Annotated in this window: 18 protein-coding genes; 9 read left to right on the top strand and 9 right to left on the bottom strand. The window is 72.1% G+C overall.

The features are described 5' to 3' along the window. Window positions 1-45: 45 nt before the first annotated feature. Window positions 46-1,581, top strand: a complete 1,536-nt coding sequence (locus tag ODJ79_RS36650) for a DUF3500 domain-containing protein (RefSeq protein ID WP_263028264.1) — start codon at window positions 46-48, stop codon at window positions 1,579-1,581. Then, window positions 1,581-3,122, top strand: coding sequence for a HupE/UreJ family protein (locus tag ODJ79_RS36645; RefSeq protein ID WP_263028263.1), 1,542 nt, complete (start codon window positions 1,581-1,583; stop codon window positions 3,120-3,122). The genes ODJ79_RS36650 and ODJ79_RS36645 overlap by 1 nt, the downstream gene beginning before the upstream one ends. A gap of 75 nt (window positions 3,123-3,197) precedes the next feature. Here the strand turns inward: ODJ79_RS36645 and ODJ79_RS36640 are convergent, their stop codons facing one another. Next, a complete protein-coding gene (locus tag ODJ79_RS36640; protein ID WP_263028262.1) occupies window positions 3,198-3,800 on the bottom strand; it encodes a nodulation S family protein in 603 nt (200 codons plus the stop codon). Window positions 3,801-3,874: 74 nt separating this feature from the next. Here ODJ79_RS36640 and ODJ79_RS36635 point away from each other — a divergent pair, with 74 nt between their 5' ends. The 4 genes from ODJ79_RS36635 to ODJ79_RS36620 all read left to right on the top strand — a co-directional run bounded on the left by ODJ79_RS36635 (window position 3,875) and on the right by ODJ79_RS36620 (window position 8,629). Continuing rightward, entirely contained in the window at window positions 3,875-6,634 is a 2,760-nt protein-coding gene (locus ODJ79_RS36635) for an AfsR/SARP family transcriptional regulator (RefSeq protein ID WP_263028261.1), read from the top strand. Between the two features lie 79 nt (window positions 6,635-6,713). Next, window positions 6,714-8,066: a PQQ-like beta-propeller repeat protein gene (locus ODJ79_RS36630; protein WP_263028260.1), complete on the top strand. Its 1,353-nt coding sequence runs from the start codon at window positions 6,714-6,716 to the stop codon at window positions 8,064-8,066. Between the two features lie 111 nt (window positions 8,067-8,177). After that, the gene (locus tag ODJ79_RS36625; RefSeq protein WP_263028259.1) at window positions 8,178-8,339 is read left to right on the top strand and encodes a hypothetical protein; all 162 of its coding nucleotides are present in this window, start codon (window positions 8,178-8,180) and stop codon (window positions 8,337-8,339) included. 65 nt (window positions 8,340-8,404) lie between these two features. Beyond that, entirely contained in the window at window positions 8,405-8,629 is a 225-nt protein-coding gene (locus ODJ79_RS36620; protein WP_263028258.1) for a hypothetical protein, read from the top strand. A gap of 98 nt (window positions 8,630-8,727) precedes the next feature. Here the strand turns inward: ODJ79_RS36620 and ODJ79_RS36615 are convergent, their stop codons facing one another. From ODJ79_RS36615 to ODJ79_RS36595, 5 genes are all read right to left on the bottom strand, one after another. Next, window positions 8,728-10,251: an RICIN domain-containing protein gene (locus tag ODJ79_RS36615; RefSeq protein ID WP_263028257.1), complete on the bottom strand. Its 1,524-nt coding sequence runs from the start codon at window positions 10,249-10,251 to the stop codon at window positions 8,728-8,730. Then, entirely contained in the window at window positions 10,248-10,847 is a 600-nt protein-coding gene (locus ODJ79_RS36610) for a type II secretion system protein J (RefSeq protein ID WP_263028256.1), read from the bottom strand. Before ODJ79_RS36610 ends, ODJ79_RS36615 begins: the two co-directional genes overlap by 4 nt. Then, window positions 10,847-12,268 (bottom strand): putative Ig domain-containing protein, encoded by a 1,422-nt coding sequence (locus ODJ79_RS36605; RefSeq protein ID WP_263028255.1) that lies wholly within the window; start codon window positions 12,266-12,268, stop codon window positions 10,847-10,849. Before ODJ79_RS36605 ends, ODJ79_RS36610 begins: the two co-directional genes overlap by 1 nt. Window positions 12,269-12,419: 151 nt before the next feature. Next, window positions 12,420-12,716 carry a MoaD/ThiS family protein gene (locus ODJ79_RS36600; protein ID WP_263028254.1) on the bottom strand — a complete coding sequence of 99 codons (297 nt, stop codon included), beginning with the start codon at window positions 12,714-12,716 and terminating at the stop codon, window positions 12,420-12,422. Continuing rightward, window positions 12,713-13,828 carry a WD40/YVTN/BNR-like repeat-containing protein gene (locus ODJ79_RS36595; RefSeq protein WP_263028253.1) on the bottom strand — a complete coding sequence of 372 codons (1,116 nt, stop codon included), beginning with the start codon at window positions 13,826-13,828 and terminating at the stop codon, window positions 12,713-12,715. Before ODJ79_RS36595 ends, ODJ79_RS36600 begins: the two co-directional genes overlap by 4 nt. A gap of 143 nt (window positions 13,829-13,971) precedes the next feature. Here ODJ79_RS36595 and ODJ79_RS36590 point away from each other — a divergent pair, with 143 nt between their 5' ends. From ODJ79_RS36590 to ODJ79_RS36580, 3 genes are read left to right on the top strand one after another with little or no spacing between them, the layout of a single operon-like run. Beyond that, window positions 13,972-14,628 carry an NADPH-dependent FMN reductase gene (locus ODJ79_RS36590; protein ID WP_263028252.1) on the top strand — a complete coding sequence of 219 codons (657 nt, stop codon included), beginning with the start codon at window positions 13,972-13,974 and terminating at the stop codon, window positions 14,626-14,628. 32 nt (window positions 14,629-14,660) lie between these two features. Next, entirely contained in the window at window positions 14,661-15,221 is a 561-nt protein-coding gene (locus tag ODJ79_RS36585; protein ID WP_263028251.1) for an HdeD family acid-resistance protein, read from the top strand. A gap of 50 nt (window positions 15,222-15,271) precedes the next feature. Continuing rightward, window positions 15,272-16,369 (top strand): hypothetical protein, encoded by a 1,098-nt coding sequence (locus ODJ79_RS36580; protein ID WP_263028250.1) that lies wholly within the window; start codon window positions 15,272-15,274, stop codon window positions 16,367-16,369. Here ODJ79_RS36580 and ODJ79_RS47290 read toward each other — a convergent pair. The 3 genes from ODJ79_RS47290 to ODJ79_RS36565 form a co-directional block, all read right to left on the bottom strand. Then, window positions 16,343-16,795 (bottom strand): hypothetical protein, encoded by a 453-nt coding sequence (locus ODJ79_RS47290; protein WP_411267408.1) that lies wholly within the window; start codon window positions 16,793-16,795, stop codon window positions 16,343-16,345. The two genes, ODJ79_RS36580 and ODJ79_RS47290, sit on opposite strands and share 27 nt — an antisense overlap. A gap of 156 nt (window positions 16,796-16,951) precedes the next feature. Beyond that, window positions 16,952-17,674 (bottom strand): dienelactone hydrolase family protein, encoded by a 723-nt coding sequence (locus ODJ79_RS36570; protein WP_263028248.1) that lies wholly within the window; start codon window positions 17,672-17,674, stop codon window positions 16,952-16,954. 49 nt (window positions 17,675-17,723) lie between these two features. Beyond that, window positions 17,724-18,884: a 4-hydroxybenzoate 3-monooxygenase gene (locus tag ODJ79_RS36565; RefSeq protein ID WP_263028247.1), complete on the bottom strand. Its 1,161-nt coding sequence runs from the start codon at window positions 18,882-18,884 to the stop codon at window positions 17,724-17,726. Between the last annotated feature and the right edge of the window lie 6 nt (window positions 18,885-18,890).

Genomic DNA, 18,890 nt, shown 5'->3' with positions numbered 1-18,890 from the left:
ACGCGGCGGAACGCGCCCGAAACCTCACTTCGCAAGGAGCCATGGGTGAACGACGAGAAGAGCCGGCCCGCCGCGCCGGCCCGCAGACGGTGGCGGGGCTTCGCCATCGGTGCAGTGGCGGTGGCCCTGATCGGCGGCGGCTACGCCACCGCCAGCGCCGGAACCGACGACAAACCCAAGAATCACACGGCCGTCTCGCTGCCGGTGCCCCGCGGCACCGGTGTCACCGCGGTGGTGAACGCCGCCAACACCTTCCTCGCCACGCTTTCGGACGAGCAGAAGTCCGAAGTTCTGTTGGACTTCACGCAGGCGAATGCGACCGCGTGGTCGAACCTTCCGTGCGGCGGAAGTTGCCGCCCGGGCATCCAGTTCGGCACCCTGAGCGACACGCAGCTGGCCGCGGCGAAGGCCGTGCTCAAGGCGGCACAGGGCACCGGCGGCGGCACCGGCTTCGACCAGGCCATGCAGATCCTGCAGGCCGACGACGTGCTGGCCGCCGCGCAGGGCAGCGACACCGGCGGCGGCGCCCCGCCGGCAACCGGCCCGTCCACCACGGCCACCACCTCGGCCGACACATCCGGCACGGCCACCACATCGCCCGACCCGACCGGCACGGCCACCACATCGGCCGACCCGACCGGCGCGGGCACGACGTCGGTCGACCCGTCCACCACGGCCACCACGACGGCGGACGCGTCCGGGACGGGCGCGGCGACCGCGGACCTGTCCGGCACGAGCACGGCCGACCCGTCCACGACCGCGTCAGCCGACCCGTCCACGACCGCGTCAGCCGACCCGTCCACGACCGCGTCTGCCGACCCCTCCACGACTGCGTCGGGCGAGCCGTCCGCGACCGCGTCCGGCGTGCCCACCGACCTGCCGTCCGGCACTCCCCCGTCCGGCGGCGACGGTGGGCCGGGCGGCTTCGGCTACGGCAGCGGCATCTACTTCCTGGCGTTCCTCGGCACCCCGTCGACGACCGGCACCTGGCAGCTCCACTTCGGCGGCCACCACCTCGCGGTCAACCTCACCTACCGGGCCGGCCGGGTGGCCGGCTCCAGCCCGTACTTCGTCGGCGTGGAACCGACCAGCTTCACCGACGCGGACGGCGACACGCTCCAGCCCTTGTCGATCATGCGGGACGGCATGCTCCGGCTCACCGGCAGTCTCACCACCGCCCAGCAGGCCAAGGCCAAGCTGACCGAGTCGTTCAGCGATGTGCTGATCGGCCCCGGCAAGGACGGGCAATTCCCGACCACGAAAGAAGGCATTTCCGTACGGGAACTTTCCCCGTCCCAGAAAAAGCTGGTTCTTGCCGCCATCCACCCCTGGGTCGCGGTGGTCGACGACGCGACGGCCGGTCAGCTGATGAAGGCGTACGAAAGGGAGCTGGACCGCACCTTCGTGTCGTATTCCGGCGGCCTCGGCCTGGACACGCACGGCGACTACGTGCGGATCGACGGGCCCGGCGTGTGGATCGAGTTCATCTGCCAGGACGGTGTGGTCTTCCACGATCAGATCCACTTCCACACCGTCTATCGCGACCACACCCGCGACTACGGCGGCGAGTTCACGTTCTGATGCCACGACCGTCGCTGTCCCGCTTGCCGGCCGGGATCGCGGTGGCCGTGCCGGCGGCGCTCCTGCTCGGGGCGCCGCCGGCCTCGGCACACCCGATGCCGCACTCCGTCGTGCTCCTGGATGTGCACGACACGTCGGTCACCGCCGACCTGGAACTCCCGGTCACCGACTTCGCCACCGCGAGCGGCCTGCCGGTGACCGCGGGCCCGCTACCCACCGACGCCATCCGCTCCTACCTGATCGCGCACATCAAACCGAGCACCGACGGCCGCGCCTGGACCGTGACGGTCGGCGACGTCTCGCTGAGCCAGGCCGAGCAGACCACGACCGAGCAGACCACGACCGAGCAGACCACGACCGAGCAGACCACGACCGAGCAGACCACGACCGAGCAGACCACGGCCGAGCAGACCACGACCGAGCAGACCACGACCGGGCAGACCACGACCGGCCCGTATCGCGAACTGCTCGCCTCGGCCACGCTCACTCCCCCGCCGGGCGTGCCGGTGCGCCGCTTCACGCTCGGCTACGACGTGATCGTCCACCGGGTCGTCACTCATACCGCCCTGGTCTCGGTCCGCCACGACTGGTCGTCCGGCCGTACCGGGGCCGCGACCCTCGGCACGATCGGAATCGACATCCGCAGCATGACCGTCCCACCGCTGGCCGTGGACCTGGGCAGGGCGAGCGCGTGGCGAGGCTTCGCGGCCATGCTGCGCCTGGGCGGCGAGCACATCTTGACCGGTACGGATCACCTGCTGTTCCTGTTGATCCTGCTGCTACCCGCGCCGCTGTCGGCCGTCGGGCGGCGCTGGCGATCGACCGCGCCCACCCGCGTCGCGATCGCCCGGATCGGCCGCACCACGGTGGCGTTCACGATCGGCCATTCGATCGCACTGGCCGTGAGCGCTCTCGGTCGGGTGCACGTCCCGGCGTGGCCGGTCGAGGCCCTCATCGCCGCCAGCATCCTGATCGGCGCGATCCACGCGATCCGCCCGCTGTTCCCCGGCCGGGAGGGGTCGGTGGCCGGCGTCTTCGGCCTGGCACACGGCATGGCGTTCTCGTTCACGCTCGCCGAGATGCGGCTGAACACCGGCCAGCTGGCGCTCAGCCTGCTCGGTTTCAACCTGGGCATCGAACTGGTCCAACTGCTCCTGGTGGCCCTGGCCCTCCCCACGATCCTGGCCGTCGCGCACCTCGAGGCCCCGCTGACGCGCCGGATCAGCGGCACCACGAGCCGGGTCGTCGGAGGCAGAGGAGACCCTCGGGTGTGCGATGCCGTACGGATGGCGGGCGCGACGGCCACCGCGATCGCGGCAACGGGATGGCTGGTCGACCGCTTGGGCGTGGCCAACCCGATCGCTCGAGCCGCCGACAGCGCCGGTGCCCACCCCACGCCGATGCTCGTCGCCTTGGCGGCAGCGGCCCTGCTCGCCCTCGCGCGAAGCGTTCTACGCCGGCGCAGTCGCCGCGGATCGCCTCCGGCCCGAACAGGTCGCGGCCCCGGACGCCGACCATGGAGACCTTCCGCGCGCGCCTAACGCCAACCCTTCTAGCTCGGGCACAGTCCGCTGCATTGGGCACAGTCCGCCGCATCGGGCACAGCCTGTGGCGTGTCAGGGGCGGAGCCGCAGCACGTCCAGGAGGAACCACTCGTCGTCGTGGGTGACCACCCTCTCCAGGCCGGGGAGGGCGGCCAGGGCGTCGTGCACGTGGGCGCCGTCCCAGGTCGCGCCGGTGCGATCGCGGTAGTGCATCGCCACGATCTCCCCGCCCGGCTCCAGGCGGGTCCGCAGACCCGACAGCAGCTCGGCAAGATCGCCGCCGGACAGGTAGTAGAGCAGGTCACCGATCACGATCAGGTCGAACGTGCCGGCCGGCAGATCGGCCGGCAGCACCGCCTGTTCCACCGTGACGTGCGGAAACTCGCGAACCGCGGCGGCGGCCTGGCGCACCGCCTCCGGCACCGCGTCGACCGCCAGCAGCTCGTCGCAGCGCGGCGCCAACTGCCGGGTGAACAGGCCGACCGCGCAGCCCGGCTCGTAGGCGCGGCGGTACCGCGCCCGCGGCAGGCTCGCCAGGGCCACCGCGTATTTGCGCTGGTCGGACCGCTTGGTGGCGTTGTCCCACGGGTCGGTCTTGGCCTCGTACATGCCGATGAAGTGGTCCAGCGAAACCGATCGGTCCGGCGGCGACGGATCGCCCTGCGCGCGTGTCACGACCGGAATTCTGCCAGTCGGGTCCCGGACCGAGCAGTTCAGTGTGTTGCCGGTCGTGGCTAGCGTGAACCCACGTGCGGGTCAGGCTTCTGGGGCCGGTCGATGTCACCGTGGAGGGCGCTGCGCGATCCGTCGCCGGCACACGCCGGCAGGCGGTCCTCGCGGCGCTCGCCCTCGCGCCCGGTCATGTGGTCAGCACCGATCGGCTCGCCGACCTGGTGTGGGGCGACGCTGCCCCGCCCACCGCGGCGAACACCTTGCAGAGCCACGTCTCCTATCTGCGCCGGCTGCTCGGCGTACGGGGGGCGATCCTGGCCCGGCCGCCCGGGTACCTTCTCGACCTGGGCGCCGAGCCGACCGATGTGGCCGCCGCGGAGCGGCTGATCGGGCAGGCCGAGCGGAGCGCCGACCCGGGCCGCCGGGCCGGGCTGCTCAGCGAGGCGGTGGCGCTGTGGCGCGGGCCGCCGCTGGCCGACCTGCCCGGTTTCGAGCGCGAGGCCCAGCGCCTCGACCAGCTGCTGCTGCGGGCCCGGCGGCAGCTCGTCGACGTGCGGCTCGAACTGGGCGAGCACGCGGCGCTGCTGGGCGAGCTGACCGAGCTGAGCCGGCAGTACCCGCTGGACGAGGAGGTGGCCGGGCGGCTGATGCTCGCGCTGTACCGGGCCGGGCGCCAGGCGGACTCGCTCGACGCGTACCGGCGGCTGCGCGCCACCCTGCGCGAGGATCTAGGGATCGACCCCGGCCCGGCCGTACGCGATCTGGAGTCGGCGATCCTGCGGCAGGACCCGGCGCTGGAGCTGCCCGCCGTGCCCGCCTCCGCCGAGGTCCCGGCCCAGCTGCCGCTGGCGGTCGCCGCCTTCACCGGCCGCGCCCGGGAGCTGGCCGCCCTCGACCGGCTGATGGACGAGGCCGGGCAGCGGGACGAGACCGGGCAGTCGGTGGCGATCGCGGCCGTCTCCGGCACCGCCGGCGTCGGCAAGACCGCCCTCGCCGTCCGCTGGGCGCACCGCGCGGCCCCCCGCTATCCCGACGGGCAGCTCTACTGCGATTTGCGCGGCTTCGATCCGGGCGGCGCGGTGCTCGACCCGGCCGACGCGCTGCGCGGCTTCCTCACCGCGCTCGGCATGCCGGCCGGCCGCATCCCCGACGGCCTGGCGGCGCGGTCCGGGCTCTACCGCAGCCTGCTGGCCGGCAAGCGGGTGCTCGTGCTGCTGGACAACGCCCGCGACGTCGATCAGGTGCGGCCCCTGCTGCCCGGCACCCCGGGCTGCCTGGTGGTGGTGACCAGCCGGGACCGGCTCACCCCGCTGCTGGCCATCGAGGGCGCCCGGCCGGTGACCCTGGACGTGCTCTCCCCCGGCGAGGCGCGCGACCTGCTCACCGGGCGGATCGGCCGGGACCGGGCCGCGGCCGAGCCGGCCGCGGCCGACGAGATCGTCGAACGGTGCGCCCGGCTGCCGCTCGCGCTCGCCATCGCCTGCGCCCGGGCCGCCGCGTACCCGGAGCTGCCCCTGGCCAAGCTGGCTGGCGAGCTGCGCGACGCGGCCGGGCCGCTGGACGCGCTGTCCGGTGACGACAGCGGCACCGACCTGCGGGCCGTGTTCTCCTGGTCGTACCGCCGGCTCGACCCGGCGGCGGCCCGGCTGTTCCGGCTGCTGGGTCTTCATCCGGGGCCGGACGTGACGGCCGCCGCGGCGGCCAGCCTCGCCGGGCTGCCGCTCGGGCGGACCCGGCCGCTGCTCGCCCAGCTCACCCGCGCGCATCTGCTCACCGAGAGAACCGCGGACCGGTTCTCCGCGCACGACCTTCTCCGGGCGTACGCCGCGGAGCTCACCGGTCCGGCGGATGAGCCGAGGGCCGCCCAGCTGCGGCTGCTCGACCACTACACGCACAGCGCGCACCGGGCGGCCGGGATCATGCACGTTCCGACCGATCCGATCACCCTCGACCCTCCGCGCGAGGGGGTGACCGTGGCCGAGCTGACCGATCAGCCGGGCGCGCTGTGCTGGCTCGGGGCGGAATACCTCACCCTGGTGGCGGCCATCGATCGGGCGGCGGAGGAGGGCTTCGACGCGTACGTGTGGCGGCTGGCGCTGATCCTGTGGGACTTCCAGGACCGGCAGGGGCGCTGGCACGACCTGGACGCGTCGATGGCCGGCGCGCTGGCCGCCGCGTACCGGATCGGAGACCGCGACGCCCAGGCCCGCATCCATCGACGGGCCGCCGTGGCCCGCCGCCGGCTCGGCCGCGGCGACGAGGCCGAACGGCACCTGCGGCTCGCCATGGACCGCTACCGGGAGCTCGGCGACCGGGTCGGCGAGGCGCACATCCTGCAGAGCCTCACCGTGCTCTACGACCAGCAGGGCCGCTACGACGAGGCGTTGCGGCACGCGCGGATGGCCTTCGATCTGCACGCCGAGCTGGGCGACCGGCGCGGACAGGCGACCGCCGGCAACATGATCGGCTGGTGCCTGGCCCGGCTCGGGTCCTATCCGGAGGCCGCCGCGCACTGCCGGCGGGCGCTGGCCGAGCACCGGGCCGGCGGCGACGAGGACGGCCAGGCCGATGCGCTGGACAGTCTCGGGGTCATCAACCACCACCTCGGCCGGCCCGAGGCGGCGATCACCGATCTCGAGGAGGCGCTGCGGCTGTTCCGGCAGAGCGGCGACCGCTTCTCCCAGTCGCAGGTGCTCGACCACCTCGGCGACGCGCGCGCGGCGGCCGGCGACCGGTCGCTCGCCCGCGCCGCCTGGCGGGAGTCGCTGGCGATCCTGCACGAGCTGGCCCACCGGGACGCCGACGCCCTGCGCGCCAAGCTTGACGCGCTGCGCTGATCGGTTCCAGCCGCGCATCAGGCCCGCTCCAGCGCGGGCTGGGATCGTGCCCCCGTCCGCTGGACAAAGGGGGGAAGAAATGAGGCTACCAAGCATGCTCGCGGTCGCGGGCGCCTTGGCGATGGTGGTCGCGGCCGCGCCCGCGGTGGCGCAGGCGGCGTCCCCGGCGTGGCCGCAGTACGGCTTCGACGCCGCGAAGACCGGCGCCAACCCGGCCGAGCACACGATCACCCGCGGCACGGTCGCCGGGCTCACGCTCGACTACGTCGCCTCCGGGCCGGGCAGCGACCTCTTCGACGCCATCTCCGACTCGTCGCCGGCCGTGGTGGGCGATGTCGCGTACGTCGGCACCGACTCCGGCTTCCTGGTCGCGTGGCCGGCCACCGGGTGCGGCAGCGACAGCTGCTCGCCACTGTGGACGGCGCAGCTGAGCAACGGCGTGCACACCACCCCGGCGGTGGCCGGCGGGCTGGTGTTCGTCTCGTCGGCCGGTTCGGTCGAGAACGGCATCGGCACGCTGTACGCGTTCAAGGCGGCCGGCTGCGGCCAGGCCACCTGCAAGCCGGTGTGGACCGCGCCGGTGCCGAACACCGATTCGTCGCCAACCGTGGCCGACGGCGTCCTGTACATCGTCTCCGGTGACGGGCGGCTGCTCGCCTTCACCGCCGCCGGGTGCGGCCGGGCAACCTGCGCGCCACTGTGGACCGGCAACCTCAAGACGTCCGGGAACGGGGCGCCGGCGGTGGCCAACGGGCTGGTCTACGCGACCTCGCAGGAGCGGTTGATCGCGTTCCGGGCCGCCGGCTGCGGGCTCAAGACGTGCCCGCCGGTCTGGGCGAGCCAGCCGGTTGCCGGGTCGGACACCGGCTCCGGACTGATCCAGGACGCCGGTCCGACGGTCAGCGGCGACAAGGTGTACTTCCCGAGCGTCGACTTCCAGGCGCCGGACGGGAAGGCAGGGACGGTCTATGCGTACTCGTCCTCGGCCTGCCTGGCCGGCAACAACCTGAACTGTTCGCCGCTGTGGGTGGCGCACCCGGCCGACTTCGACTCGATCAACACCAACCTGACCGTCTCCGACGGGATCCTGTACGGCAGCGCCACCGGGTTCGTCTACGCGTTCGCCGCGAACGGCTGCGGTCAGCCGGTATGTGGTTTCCTGTGGCTGGGCGGGCTGGGTCCGAGCTCCGGCACCCGGGCGGCGCCGTCGGTGGCCGGCGGGGTCGTCTACTACACCCAGAACACCGGGCTGATCGGCGGCTTCGACGCGGCCGGCTGCGGCGACATCACCTGCTCGCCGCTGTGGTCGGCGGTGACCGAGCAGTTCGACGGGTTCATGACGACGCCGGTGATCGTGAACGGGCGCGTCTACGTGGCCGGCCCGGCGGTCGGCGGCCGGCCGACCATGTGGGTCTACCACCTCGCGAAGTAGTGCGGCGGCGGGCCCCGACGCGGGGCCGGCCGTCCCAGGTGTCGCGCGGAACGGCCCTGCCGGTCATGCGCCGGACGCCTGCCGGCCAACGTGGCTGCCGAGACTGTCCGGATGAACGGGACGGAGGTCGCACGCGACCTGCTGGCGCCGATCCCCGCGCACGCGACGACCGGCCTGTCGGTCGTGTCCGCCCGCGACGGCGTGGGTGTCGTCTCGATGGATCCGGTCCCGTCGCTGGCCAACGTGATCGGATCGCTCACTCGAGCGGCCTGATCACCCTGATCGACGCGGCCGGGCTGGCCGCCATCATCGCGGCCGGCCCCGCCGAGATGGACGGCGTGATCCCGCTCGGCTCGGGCGCGACGCTGCGTTTCCTGGCCCCGGCACGCGGCCGCCTGACCGCGACGTGCACATTGGACAACCACGCCCGCGATCAGTTGGCGGCCCTGTTCGGCCGGGCCACCCATAAAATCAACATCAAGACCACCGCAGACGTACGCGACGAGCGCGGCATCCTGGTCTGCGTGGGCAGCTTCCAGTGGAGCGTCCGCCGGACAGTCTGACGGAGACGATCGCCTCGCTCCTGAGGGGCCGGGCCAGGCTCGGCACGCCCGGGCGCGAGGGGTTTCCGTCTCGGGCAGGGCCGAGGCGGTCGGTCGGGTCAGCTCCCGCCGGACGCCGAGGCCGGCTTCTCGGTCAGGTCCTTGAGCGCCAGCGCGTCGACCACGTTCTTGCTGGCGTTCCACTTCTGCAGGGTCGAGCCGGTGCACAGCGCCACCTTGATCTTGGCGACCGAGGAGCCGGAGCTGTACAGGTCCGACGGGTCTGGCTGCAGGCAGTACTTCCCGCTGCCGTCGACGATCTGGTAGCTGGTCGCGTAGGCGTTGGTTCGCCCGTACACGGTCCACTGCTGGTCGTTCCGGCCGTTGACGCACGCCATGGGATTCACGTAGCCGGTGGCGGACATCGGACTCTGCAGGCAGTAGACGCTGCCGTTGTTGGTGGTGATGGTGCCGGTGGCCTTGTTCGCCGGGTCGCCCGCCTTGTTCGCCGGCAGGGCGGGGGTGGTGTACCGCTGGTTCCATTTCACCAGGTTCATGTTCGGGTTCTGCTTGCACGGCCAGGCGATCATGTAGCCCTTGCCGACGTTCGCCTCGGTGATGTCCAGACACCGGCCGAACTGCTGGTAGTTGACCAGCATGCCGGCCGCCTGGCCGGCTGCCGACGAGGCCGCGCCGGCGCCGGCGTTCGCGTCCGCCGAGAACACGCTGCACGACGACGAGCCGAGATTGATGCCGCTGCCCGCCGCGCCGCCCACCACCACGAAGCAGCTCGTGTCGATGTTGCTGCCGTCGCTCTTGCTGCCGTCCAGGTGGGCGTTGTCGTCGAAGCTCCACGCCTGCCGGTATCGGGCCGGCGCGGCGGTCTCGCACAGCCCCATGACGATGGCATTGGTGGCGAGGCTGTGGTTGGCGTTGGCGTCGAGGCACATGCCCTGCGGGTGCGCCGGGGTCTGCGAGGAGACCAGCTGGAACTGCAGATTCTCGGTGTAGGCCCAGGTCTGCGACAGCTTGCCGGGGTTGCAGGTCTCGACGGTGACCTTGTCACCCGCGGCCGGGTCGCTGGAGCCGGCGTCGAGGCACAGCGTCGACCCGTAGTGGACAAGGCCACCGGCGATGTTCGCGTTGCTGGTGTGCACGATGTACGTGCCCTCGATGAGTCGGCTCGAGGTGTCGCCCTTCGTGACCGTCCCCGTGGCCGAGAACAGCGCGTAGGCCGGTACCGAGCTCGGGGCGTACAGGCCGGCACACGCGATCTGCAGAGTGTTCCGCTGCTGGTCGGTCATGGCCTGCGGGTCGCTCGCGTAATAGCGGATCTGCACGCTGTAGCTGGCGGTCTTCGCCTTGTCCACGTACCCGCGCAGCGGCCCGCACGGCAGCATGCCGGCGTTGCCGTCGTCGTCGCCGGCGTCGCTCTTGGTGCCGTAGTCGGCCGCTCGGATCTGCGCCCGGGCCACGTCGAGCCCGGTCTGGGCGGCCTGCAGGGCCGACATCCGGCGGATGCCGTAGTCGGAATTGTGGACCGACGAGACGACGAAGGTGGCCAGCATCGCGCTGACCGTCGTGCCGACCAGCACCAGCAGCAGCGCCAGCGGCATCGAGCCACGATCGTCGGACCGGTTCATGACGACACGCTCCTGCCTTCGATACACACCTTCGAGCTGTCGGCGACGCTGGTGTTGAGCGCGGTGAACGACACATTCGTCTCGCGGGCGGAGCCCTGGGCGCCGGCACCGGTGGTGGACGTGACGTTGAGAGTCAGCGTCTGGAAACGAAGCCCGGTCAGGGTCGCCTTGTCGGCGATCGTCGTGGCGAACGGCGTGGTCGCGGTGACGCCGGAGGCCAGCGTGGTCCACCCGGTCGGCTGCAGCGGCGTTGCGCCGTGCACCCACTGCCGGCGCTGGAGCTCCCGGGTCGCGGTCTTGAGGCGCAGTTCGACACAGGTGTCGACGCCATTGACGGTGACCGAGTACTCGACGTACGAGTCGCCGCTGACCTGGGCCGGGGTGCTCACCCCGGTCGCATAGCGGACCTCCCGGTCCAAGCGCAGGAACGCGGAGTTGATCTGATTCTGCGACTCGTAGGTGCTGTCCGCCTTGTTGATCGATCGGCGGATCTGCACGATGCCCGTGGTGAACATCGCGCCGACCATCGCCATCAGCGACATCGCCACGAGCAGCTCGACCAGCGAGACACCCGCGTCGTCGCGGGGCGGCCGCATCACTGCACGTTCCAGGTGGCGGTGCCGGTCGCGGTGGCGCCCGACGCGTCGGTCACGGTGAACGTCACCACGTAGAGGGCCTTGGTGGTGGGGGTGCCGCTGATCGCGCCGGTGACGGCATCCAGCACCAGGCCGTCCGGGAGACCGGTCGCCGCCCAGGTGTACGGCTGGATGCCACCGGTCGCGGCCAACTGGACCGGGGTGATCGGGGTATCCGACACCGAGACCTGGTTCGCGGGCTTGGTGACCGCCAGCGCCGGTACCGTCCAGGTGAACGTCTGCGACACGGTCGCCGAGGCCGAGTCGGTGACCGTCACCGTCGCCGGGAAGGCCCCCGCCGCCGTCGGCGTCCCCGACACCGTGCCGGTGTCCTTGTCGATCTTCAAACCCGCGGGCAGGGTCGCCGTCCACTGGTACGACTGGGTGCCGAAGCCGGCGGTGAACGTCCTGGTGTACGCGACGCCGCCGGGTGTGCTGATCGGGCCCGGGTTCGCGAAGGTCAGCGCCGGGTAGACGGTCCAGGTGAGGATGATCGAGTCCTTGACCCCGTTCTTGTCGACGACGACCACCGAGACCGTGTACGACCCGGCGGTTTTCGGCGTGCCGGTGATCACCCCGGTCGTCGACGTGGCGGGGCCGAGCCCGCTGGGCAGCCCGGTGAACGTCCAACTGTTCCCGCCGGCGCCGCCGGTCGCCCGGAACGTGTACGACACCGCCGTGCCCACGTCGCTGAGCATGTCGCCGGGCGGGCTGATCTGCGGGGTCGCGGTGTTGAAGACCGGTTCGTCGCTCTTCGTGCCGACCAGCGTCTCCAGGAAGTACGAGCAGAGGCCGCTGCTGCCGCAGATGCGGTCCTTCCAGGTGACCGCCACGACGACGTGATAGTACGGGGTGTCCGGCGCGGCGGGGTTCACGCTCGGCGCCTTGTTGCACGTCATCGGCTTGACGGCGGAGTATCGCGGATCGTCCGACGGCCGATAGCAGTTCTCGAGGAACCAGGACTGGTTGTAGGTGTTCCCGGCGACCGACACCGGCACCGGCGTGGTCGGCAGCGGCGCGGTGATCCCGGTGACGGCCGCACCGACCGGGATGGTGCCGCCCAGCAGCACCGTGTCGATGTTCGGCACGTAGCTCGCGCCGGTCTGGTCCCGCGCCGCCGTCAACTGGTCGGCCGTGCTCTGCGCGTCGCGACCGGTCAGCAACGCGCTCACCTGCACCGCGCGCACCTTCTCCATCGCGCCGTCGGCCACCTGCACGGCCACCTGGCGGTCGCCCTGCTGATGGTTGACCCGCAGCGAGACGGTGAAGAAGGAGGTCATGCCCAGCATCACCACGCTGATGATCCCAATGGAGACGATGACCTCGACCAGCGTGAAGCCGTCCTCCCCCGCGGCGTTCGCGGGGCGGTGGGTGGGCAGCACGTGATCTCCTCTCCAGCGGTTCACCTGGCCCCTATCGGCAGGCGTACGCGCTCGGAAAGGGTTTCCGCCGGACCCATCCGGGTCGCCGGGAGCGGCGGGGACAACGCGACGGATGTGGCGGGTGATCCGGCGCTCCGGAACAGGGTGCCGGTCAGCCGCCGGCCATGGCGCCGACCACCAGGAACGGCTCCTTGCCGGCCGCGACCTCGTCCGGGAGCGGCGCGTCCGGCGACTCGTTCGACAGGTCCTCGGAGCAGGCGAAGAAGCGCACCAGCGGGCGTCGTTTGCCGGTGGTTCGATCGCGCATGGTGCCGCGCAGCATCGGGAAGCGCTCCTCGACGGCGTCCAGGACGTGCCGCTGCGTCACGTCGCCGGCGACCGACACGGTCACCTCGCCGCTGACGTGCGCGAGCGTGCGCAGATGCGGCGGCAGCACCACCCGGATCATGGCAGCACCTGTGCCTCGACCGAGAGGACGGGCGGCAGGTCGCGCACGATCGGCTGCCAGGAGTCGCCGCTGTCCGAGGAGCCGTAGATCTGGCCGCCGGACGTGCCGAAATAGATGCCGCACTCGTCCAGGGCGTCGACGGCCATCGCGTCCCGGAGGACGTTGACGTAGCAGTTCTCCTGCGGAAGGCCGTTCGTGAGCGGCTCCCACTCGTTCCCGCCGGTACGGCTGCGGTAGACGCGCAGACGGGCGTCCGGCACGTAGTGCTCGGAATCGCTCTTGATCGGAACGACGTAGACGGTCTCGGGCTCGTGGGCGTGCACCGCGATCGGGAAGCCGAAGTCGGTCGGCAGGTCGCCGCTGATCTCGTGCCACTGGTCGCCGGCGTTGTCCGACCGCATCACGTCCCAGTGCTTCTGCATGTAGAGCACGTCCGGCCGGGACGGGTGCATGGCCAGGCGGTGCACGCAGTGGCCGACCTCGGCGTCCTCGTCGGGGATCTGCTCGGAGCGCAGGCCACGGTTGATCGGCTGCCAGGTCCGGCCGCCGTCGTCGGTGCGGAACGCGCCGGCCGCGGAGATCGCCACGAAGATCCGGTCGGGGTTCACCGGGTCGAGAATGATCGTGTGCAGGCACAGGCCCCCGGCGCCCGGCTGCCAGCGCGGGCCGGACTCGTGGGTGCGCAGGGCGGTCAGCTCCGTCCAGGTCGCGCCGGCGTCGGCCGAGCGGTACAGGGCGGCGTCCTCGGCGCCGGCGTAGACCACGTCCGGGTCGGTCCGGGAGGGCTCGATGTGCCAGATGCGCTTGAACTCCCACGGGCGCGGCGTGCCGTCGTACCAGAGGTGCTCGCCCACCTCACCGGCGTAGGCGAAGTCGTTGCCGACCGGTTGCCAGCTGCGCCCACCGTCGTCCGACCGCTGAATGATCTGACCGAACCACCCCGACGTCTGCGACGCCCACAACCGATCGGGATCGGCCGCCGAGCCGTTGACGTGGTAGATCTCCCACCCGCCGAAGTGCGGACCGCTCACCTCCCAGTCCTTGCGCGTGCCGTCCGCGGTCAGGGTGAACGCTCCCTTGCGCGTGCCGACCAACAGCCGTACGGCGGTCATGTCTCACTCCCCTCCGGTAGTCGTCCGCACCATCGTGCCGCAGACGACCGGTCCCGTGTGACTCGGGTCACCCGACCGCGAACCGTCGCCCGGCCGCTCGCTGCGACACCTGCCGGTCATCGTCGGCACGTATCGTCCCCGGCATGACCCGCATCCTGCTGATCTCGGGCAACACCCGGCCGGACTCCCTGCACACCGCTGCCCTGCGCACGGCCGCCCGGCACGCGCCCGCCGAGATCAGCGCGTCGCTCTACGACGGGCTGCGCGACCTGCCGGCGTTCGTCCCCGGCGAGTACACCCCGCCGGACGCGGTGTCGTTCCTGCGCCTGCAGGTGTCGGCGGCGGACGCGGTGCTGTTCAGCACGCCCGAGTTCGCCGGCTCGATGCCCGGCAGCCTGAAGAACCTGCTCGACTGGCTGGTCGACGGCGGCGACCTGACCGGCAAGCCGGCCGCATGGCTGTCGGTCGCGGTGCCCGGCCAGGACGAGGGCGCCTGCACGGCGCTGGAGACCGTGCTCGCTCATGCCGGGGCGAAGGTGCTGCACCCGGCGTGCGTGCGCATCCCGCTCACCCAGTCCGCGATGGACGACGCCGGCACGGTCGCCGACCCGCAGCTGCACCAGGCGCTGCTCGACCTGGTGCAAACCCTGGTCCGGGCACTGGCCGCCCCGCGCCCGAAGGCGCAGCCGTCCTGGCAGGCGGTGTCCAGCCTCTACCCGGTGGTCCAGCGCAACGACGCCTCACCTTTGCGCAGCTGGCGGGCCGAAATCTGGCGCCCCGGGGAGCGCCCCGGAGAGTAAAGTGAATCTTACTTTTCGTGGAGGGAGTATCGATGACCGACACGCTCTCGACCGACCGTCGTACGGAAAAGTTCCTCTGGTGGCTCGCCCTGTCCGGGGCCGTCGTCTCGCTGGTCTTCGGCATCCTGTTCCTCGTCTGGCCCGACGAGACCCTGCACGTCGGCGCCGTCCTGTTCGGGCTGTGGCTGCTCTTCCACGGCATCGTCTACCTGGTCAACGCGATCACCGCGCGCGGCGCCGACGGCCTGCACCGGGCGCTACGCGGGGTGATCGGCCTGCTGTTCATCATCGGCGGCATCGTCTGCCTGCGCGACGTCGTGGTGTCGCTGCTGGTCATCGCGACCATCATCGGCATCAGCTGGCTGGTCGGCGGCGTCATCGCCCTGATCGAGGCCTTCGCCGACTTCCGCGGCGGCCCGGCCCGCTGGCTCCTCGCCCTGCTCGGTGGGCTGTCCGTGCTGGGCGGGCTGATCGTGCTCATCTGGCCGGGCCCGTCGCTCACCACGATCGTCGTGCTGACCGGCATCTGGCTGCTCCTGCTGGGCGCGATGCAGCTGGTCCTGGTGCTGCGCTCGCGTCCGTCGGCAGTCTGACACCGGGTGGCGCCGCCGCCACCGGCGATCGTCTGCTGGAATGCAAGGCGATGAGACTGCGGGTGGGGGCGGCGCTGGTCGCACTGATGATCGGGGTCGGTCTGCTGGTCGCGCCGGGTGTGGCGCTCGCTTCGCAGCGGGTGTGCCGGATCGGCGGCAAACACCTGACCGAGCTGTCCGGGATGGTGGCGACTTCCGGCGGGTTCGTGGTGGTCAACGACGGGTCGGACGATCCGGCCGCGCGGAAGATCTTCTACCTGAACGGGCGGTGCGCGGTCACGCGTACGGTGTCGTATCCGTCGCGGCCCCGGGACACCGAGGACATGGGACTCGCGCCGGGCGGGACACTGTGGGTCGCCGACATCGGGGACAACAACCGGAACCGGCCGACGATCGGGCTGTGGCGGCTGCCGCCGGGATCGAGCCACCCCAGGCTCTACCGGCTGGCGTATCCGGACGGGCCGCACGACGCCGAGGCGCTGCTGTTCGACGGCGACGGCACACCGATCGTGGTGACCAAGACGATAGGCACCGCGGGGATCTACGAGCCGGCCGGAGACCTGGCCGCCAAGGCGACGACGCCGATGCGCAAGGTGGGTGAGGTCGCGCTGCCGATCACGGCGACCGACAACCCGTTCTCGATCGCCGGGCGGCTGCTCATCACCGGCGGCGCGGTCAGCCCCGACGGCGGGCACGTGGTGCTGCGGACCTACGCGGACGCGTTCGAGTTCCCAGTGACGCGCGGGGACGTCGTGGGCGCGATCACGCACGGCGAGCCGCGGCAGATCCCGATGCCGGACGAGCCGCAGGGCGAGTCGGTCGCCTACACGCCGGACGGGACGGCGCTGGTGACCGTCTCCGAGACGTCCCGGCAGCCGGCCGGGACGAAGGCCGACATCCTGCGCTACGCCCTGCCGCCGCGGCCGGCGGTGACCACGAGCCCGGCCGCCGCGCCGGCCACCAGCTCGGCGGTCACCACCGGCACGGCCGCCGCGCCGGCCGGCGGCCCGGGGGTCGCCCAGGCGGCGAAATCCGCCGTCCGGCGCGCCGGGACTCCGGCCGGTCTGCTGATCACCGGTGGCGTGCTGCTGCTGGGTCTGGCCGCGCTGCTCGGCATCCTGCTAGCCCGGCGATCGGTCCGCCGCTGAACCTGCCGATGGTGCTGGAGGCGAGCGGCCCGGCGACATCCGGCGCTGAACCCGGCGATCGGTCCGGCGCTGAACCCGGCGATCGGTCCGCCGCTGAGCTTCAGGCGACGCCCAGGCGCTCGCAGAGGCCGCGCAACTGGGTGCCGCCCGACCGGTCCAGGAGCGATCGGGTCGTTTCCTGGGCGAGCGGCGACGCATGAAGGTGTTGCGGCGCGATCCGCTCGGCGGTGAGCAGGAACCGGATCGCCTCCCGATCCCGCCCGCGCAGTTGGGCGAGCGCCCGCGCGGTGTCGGCGTAATAGAAGACCTGCCGGCAGCCGGCCGCGATGGTGGCCGGGTTGGTGTGCTCCGCGACGGCGACCGCCCGCGCTCGATCCGGCTCCAGGTGGCGTGGGAGACGCCGGCCCGGCTCGCCGCGTACCGCATGCTCCAGCCGCGCAGCAGGCGCCGCGCCCTGATCCGCTCTCCGACCGTCATGCCCCGACGCTAATTTCGCCGACGCCCCGGGCGGTACAGCCCTGTACCGCCCGGGGGAACAAGCTGACCCGTCCGGGGTATCGCCGCGGGCCGGCCGGGAAGCGCCTATCGGCCGCCGAAGAAGGAGACCGCCTCGGCCAGGGCCAGATCGGTCAGGGCCGGGTCGTGGCGGGCGCCGATGTCGCGCATGAAGGCGTGTTCGCCGCCCCGGTAGATGTGCAGTTCCAGATCGTCGAGGCCCGCGGCGTACAGGGCCGAGACGACCTGCAGGCGGGCGTCGGCGGGCACGTGCGGGTCCTGCGATCCGAAGACGACCATCAGGCGGCCCCGGATCCCGGCGGCCCGGGAGAGCGAGTCCGCCACGTCCGCGCCCAGCCCGCCGTTCTGCAAACCGGTCGGGTAGAAGCACACCGTCGCCGCCACCCGCGGGTCGAAGGCCGCCCGGAAGGCCAGATGCCCGCCGATGCAGAACCCGGTCACGAACAGCGCCGTCACGTCGTCGCGGGCCGCCAGGTAGTCGAGAACGGTCCCGCGGTCGGCGTCGAACGACGCGGTCGGCGTGGCCGCGGCGCCGGCCAGCCCGGCCGCCTTCCCGGCGTCGTCGAACTCCAGGGCGACGCCGGCCAGCTCACCGTGCGGATAGATTTCCGGTACGCAGACGACGAATCCCGCCGCCGCGAGTCGCCGGGCGGTGCGCAGCGTCGACTCGGTCAGCTGGAAGATGTCCGTGTAGAGCAGCACCCCGGGCCACGACCGCTCGCCCACCGGCCGGATCACGATCGACCGGATCCGGCCGGAAACCTTCACTTCTTCCTCGCGTACCTTCATGCCGAGTGACCCTAGTGGCGCGAGTGACCGGACGCGGCCGAACCGCGGGTCAGGACACCAGTTCCACGCCGGCCATCATGTCGGCGAAGGCGGCCGCCGCGGCCTGGTTGGTGAACAACCGGTCGAACCGCGCCCGGGCCAGCCGCCGCCGGAACGGATCGCCGTCGATGTCGTGCACCATTTCGGTGAACCAGCGGGAGAAGTCCTGGTAGTCCCAGGTGCGGCGCAGGCACACGTCGGAGTAGGCGCGCAGCGCGGCGTCGTCTCCGCGCAGCGCCGAGGTGAGCGCGTCGGCCAGCACGTCCGCGTCGGCGATCGCCAGGTTCATCCCCTTGGCGCCCATCGGCGTGATGATGTGGGCGGCATCGCCGGCCAGGAACAATTTCCCGTACGCCATGGGCTCGGCCACGAAGCTGCGCATCTCCACGATCTCGCGGTCGGTGATGGCCCCGCCCGGCAGGCCGGGATCGCCGAGCCGGACCCGCAGCTCGGCCCACGTCCGGTCGTCCGGCCAGGCACGCGGGTCCTCGGCGCCCGGCCGGTACTGCACGTAGAAGCGGCTTGCCCCGGGCCCGCGGGCGAACTGCGCGGCGAAACCGTTCGCACCGATTCCCATCAGTGGGTAGCGGGGCGGCGGCGCGTCGGCGAGCACCGTGTACCAGCCGATGCCGTGGTCGAACGTGTACGTGGTCAGCTCGTCCTCGGGGATGCTCGGCCGGCTCACCCCGTGGAAGCCGTCGCAACCGGCCACGTACGAGCACTCGATCTCGTGCGGTCCGGCGGCGTCGGTGTATGTCACCCGCGGCGCGGAGGTCAGGTCGTGCAGCGCCACCTCCCGCGCCTCGAACCGCAGATCGCCGCCGCCGGCCAGGAACGTGCCGAGCAGCCGCCGCACCAGCATCTGTTGCGGGACGATCCACCCGGCCCGCCCGCCGGCCAGGGCGGGCACGTCCAGCAGGTGCGGCTTCCCCTCGTACCGGAGCTCGAGGAACCTCTCGACCGGCGCGCCCGCGAGCACCTCCGCGGCGAGCCCGGCTCGCTCGAAGATCTGCCCGCCGTAGTGGTCGAGCACCCCGGCGCGCTGCCGCTGCTCCACATAGGAGCGGTCGCGGGCCTCCAGGACGACGCAGGCGATCCCGTTGCGCTGCAACAGGTTGGCGAGAGTGAGACCGGCCGGCCCGGCCCCGACGACCACGACATCGGCGGACATGACGCC

The organism is Actinoplanes sp. KI2, from assembly GCF_025630775.1.
Classification (GTDB): Bacteria; Actinomycetota; Actinomycetes; order Mycobacteriales; family Micromonosporaceae; genus Actinoplanes.
The sequence above is the reverse complement of the archived record's forward strand: the minus strand, read 5'-3'. Positions and strand labels throughout refer to the sequence as shown.

What these genes read in the sequence shown, in the direction of transcription:
- ODJ79_RS36645 (WP_263028263.1), top strand. Translation starts at nt 1,581, where the DNA reads ATGCCACGACCGTCGCTGTCCCGCTTGCCGGCCGGGATCGCGGTGGCC.
- ODJ79_RS36630 (WP_263028260.1), top strand. Translation starts at nt 6,714, where the DNA reads ATGAGGCTACCAAGCATGCTCGCGGTCGCGGGCGCCTTGGCGATGGTG.
- ODJ79_RS36625 (WP_263028259.1), top strand. Translation starts at nt 8,178, where the DNA reads ATGAACGGGACGGAGGTCGCACGCGACCTGCTGGCGCCGATCCCCGCG.
- ODJ79_RS36615 (WP_263028257.1), bottom strand. Translation starts at nt 10,251, where the DNA reads ATGAACCGGTCCGACGATCGTGGCTCGATGCCGCTGGCGCTGCTGCTG.
- ODJ79_RS36610 (WP_263028256.1), bottom strand. Translation starts at nt 10,847, where the DNA reads ATGCGGCCGCCCCGCGACGACGCGGGTGTCTCGCTGGTCGAGCTGCTC.
- ODJ79_RS36600 (WP_263028254.1), bottom strand. Translation starts at nt 12,716, where the DNA reads ATGATCCGGGTGGTGCTGCCGCCGCATCTGCGCACGCTCGCGCACGTC.
- ODJ79_RS36595 (WP_263028253.1), bottom strand. Translation starts at nt 13,828, where the DNA reads ATGACCGCCGTACGGCTGTTGGTCGGCACGCGCAAGGGAGCGTTCACC.
- ODJ79_RS36590 (WP_263028252.1), top strand. Translation starts at nt 13,972, where the DNA reads ATGACCCGCATCCTGCTGATCTCGGGCAACACCCGGCCGGACTCCCTG.
- ODJ79_RS36585 (WP_263028251.1), top strand. Translation starts at nt 14,661, where the DNA reads ATGACCGACACGCTCTCGACCGACCGTCGTACGGAAAAGTTCCTCTGG.
- ODJ79_RS36580 (WP_263028250.1), top strand. Translation starts at nt 15,272, where the DNA reads ATGAGACTGCGGGTGGGGGCGGCGCTGGTCGCACTGATGATCGGGGTC.
- ODJ79_RS47290 (WP_411267408.1), bottom strand. Translation starts at nt 16,795, where the DNA reads ATGCGGTACGCGGCGAGCCGGGCCGGCGTCTCCCACGCCACCTGGAGC.
- ODJ79_RS36570 (WP_263028248.1), bottom strand. Translation starts at nt 17,674, where the DNA reads ATGAAGGTACGCGAGGAAGAAGTGAAGGTTTCCGGCCGGATCCGGTCG.
- ODJ79_RS36565 (WP_263028247.1), bottom strand. Translation starts at nt 18,884, where the DNA reads ATGTCCGCCGATGTCGTGGTCGTCGGGGCCGGGCCGGCCGGTCTCACT.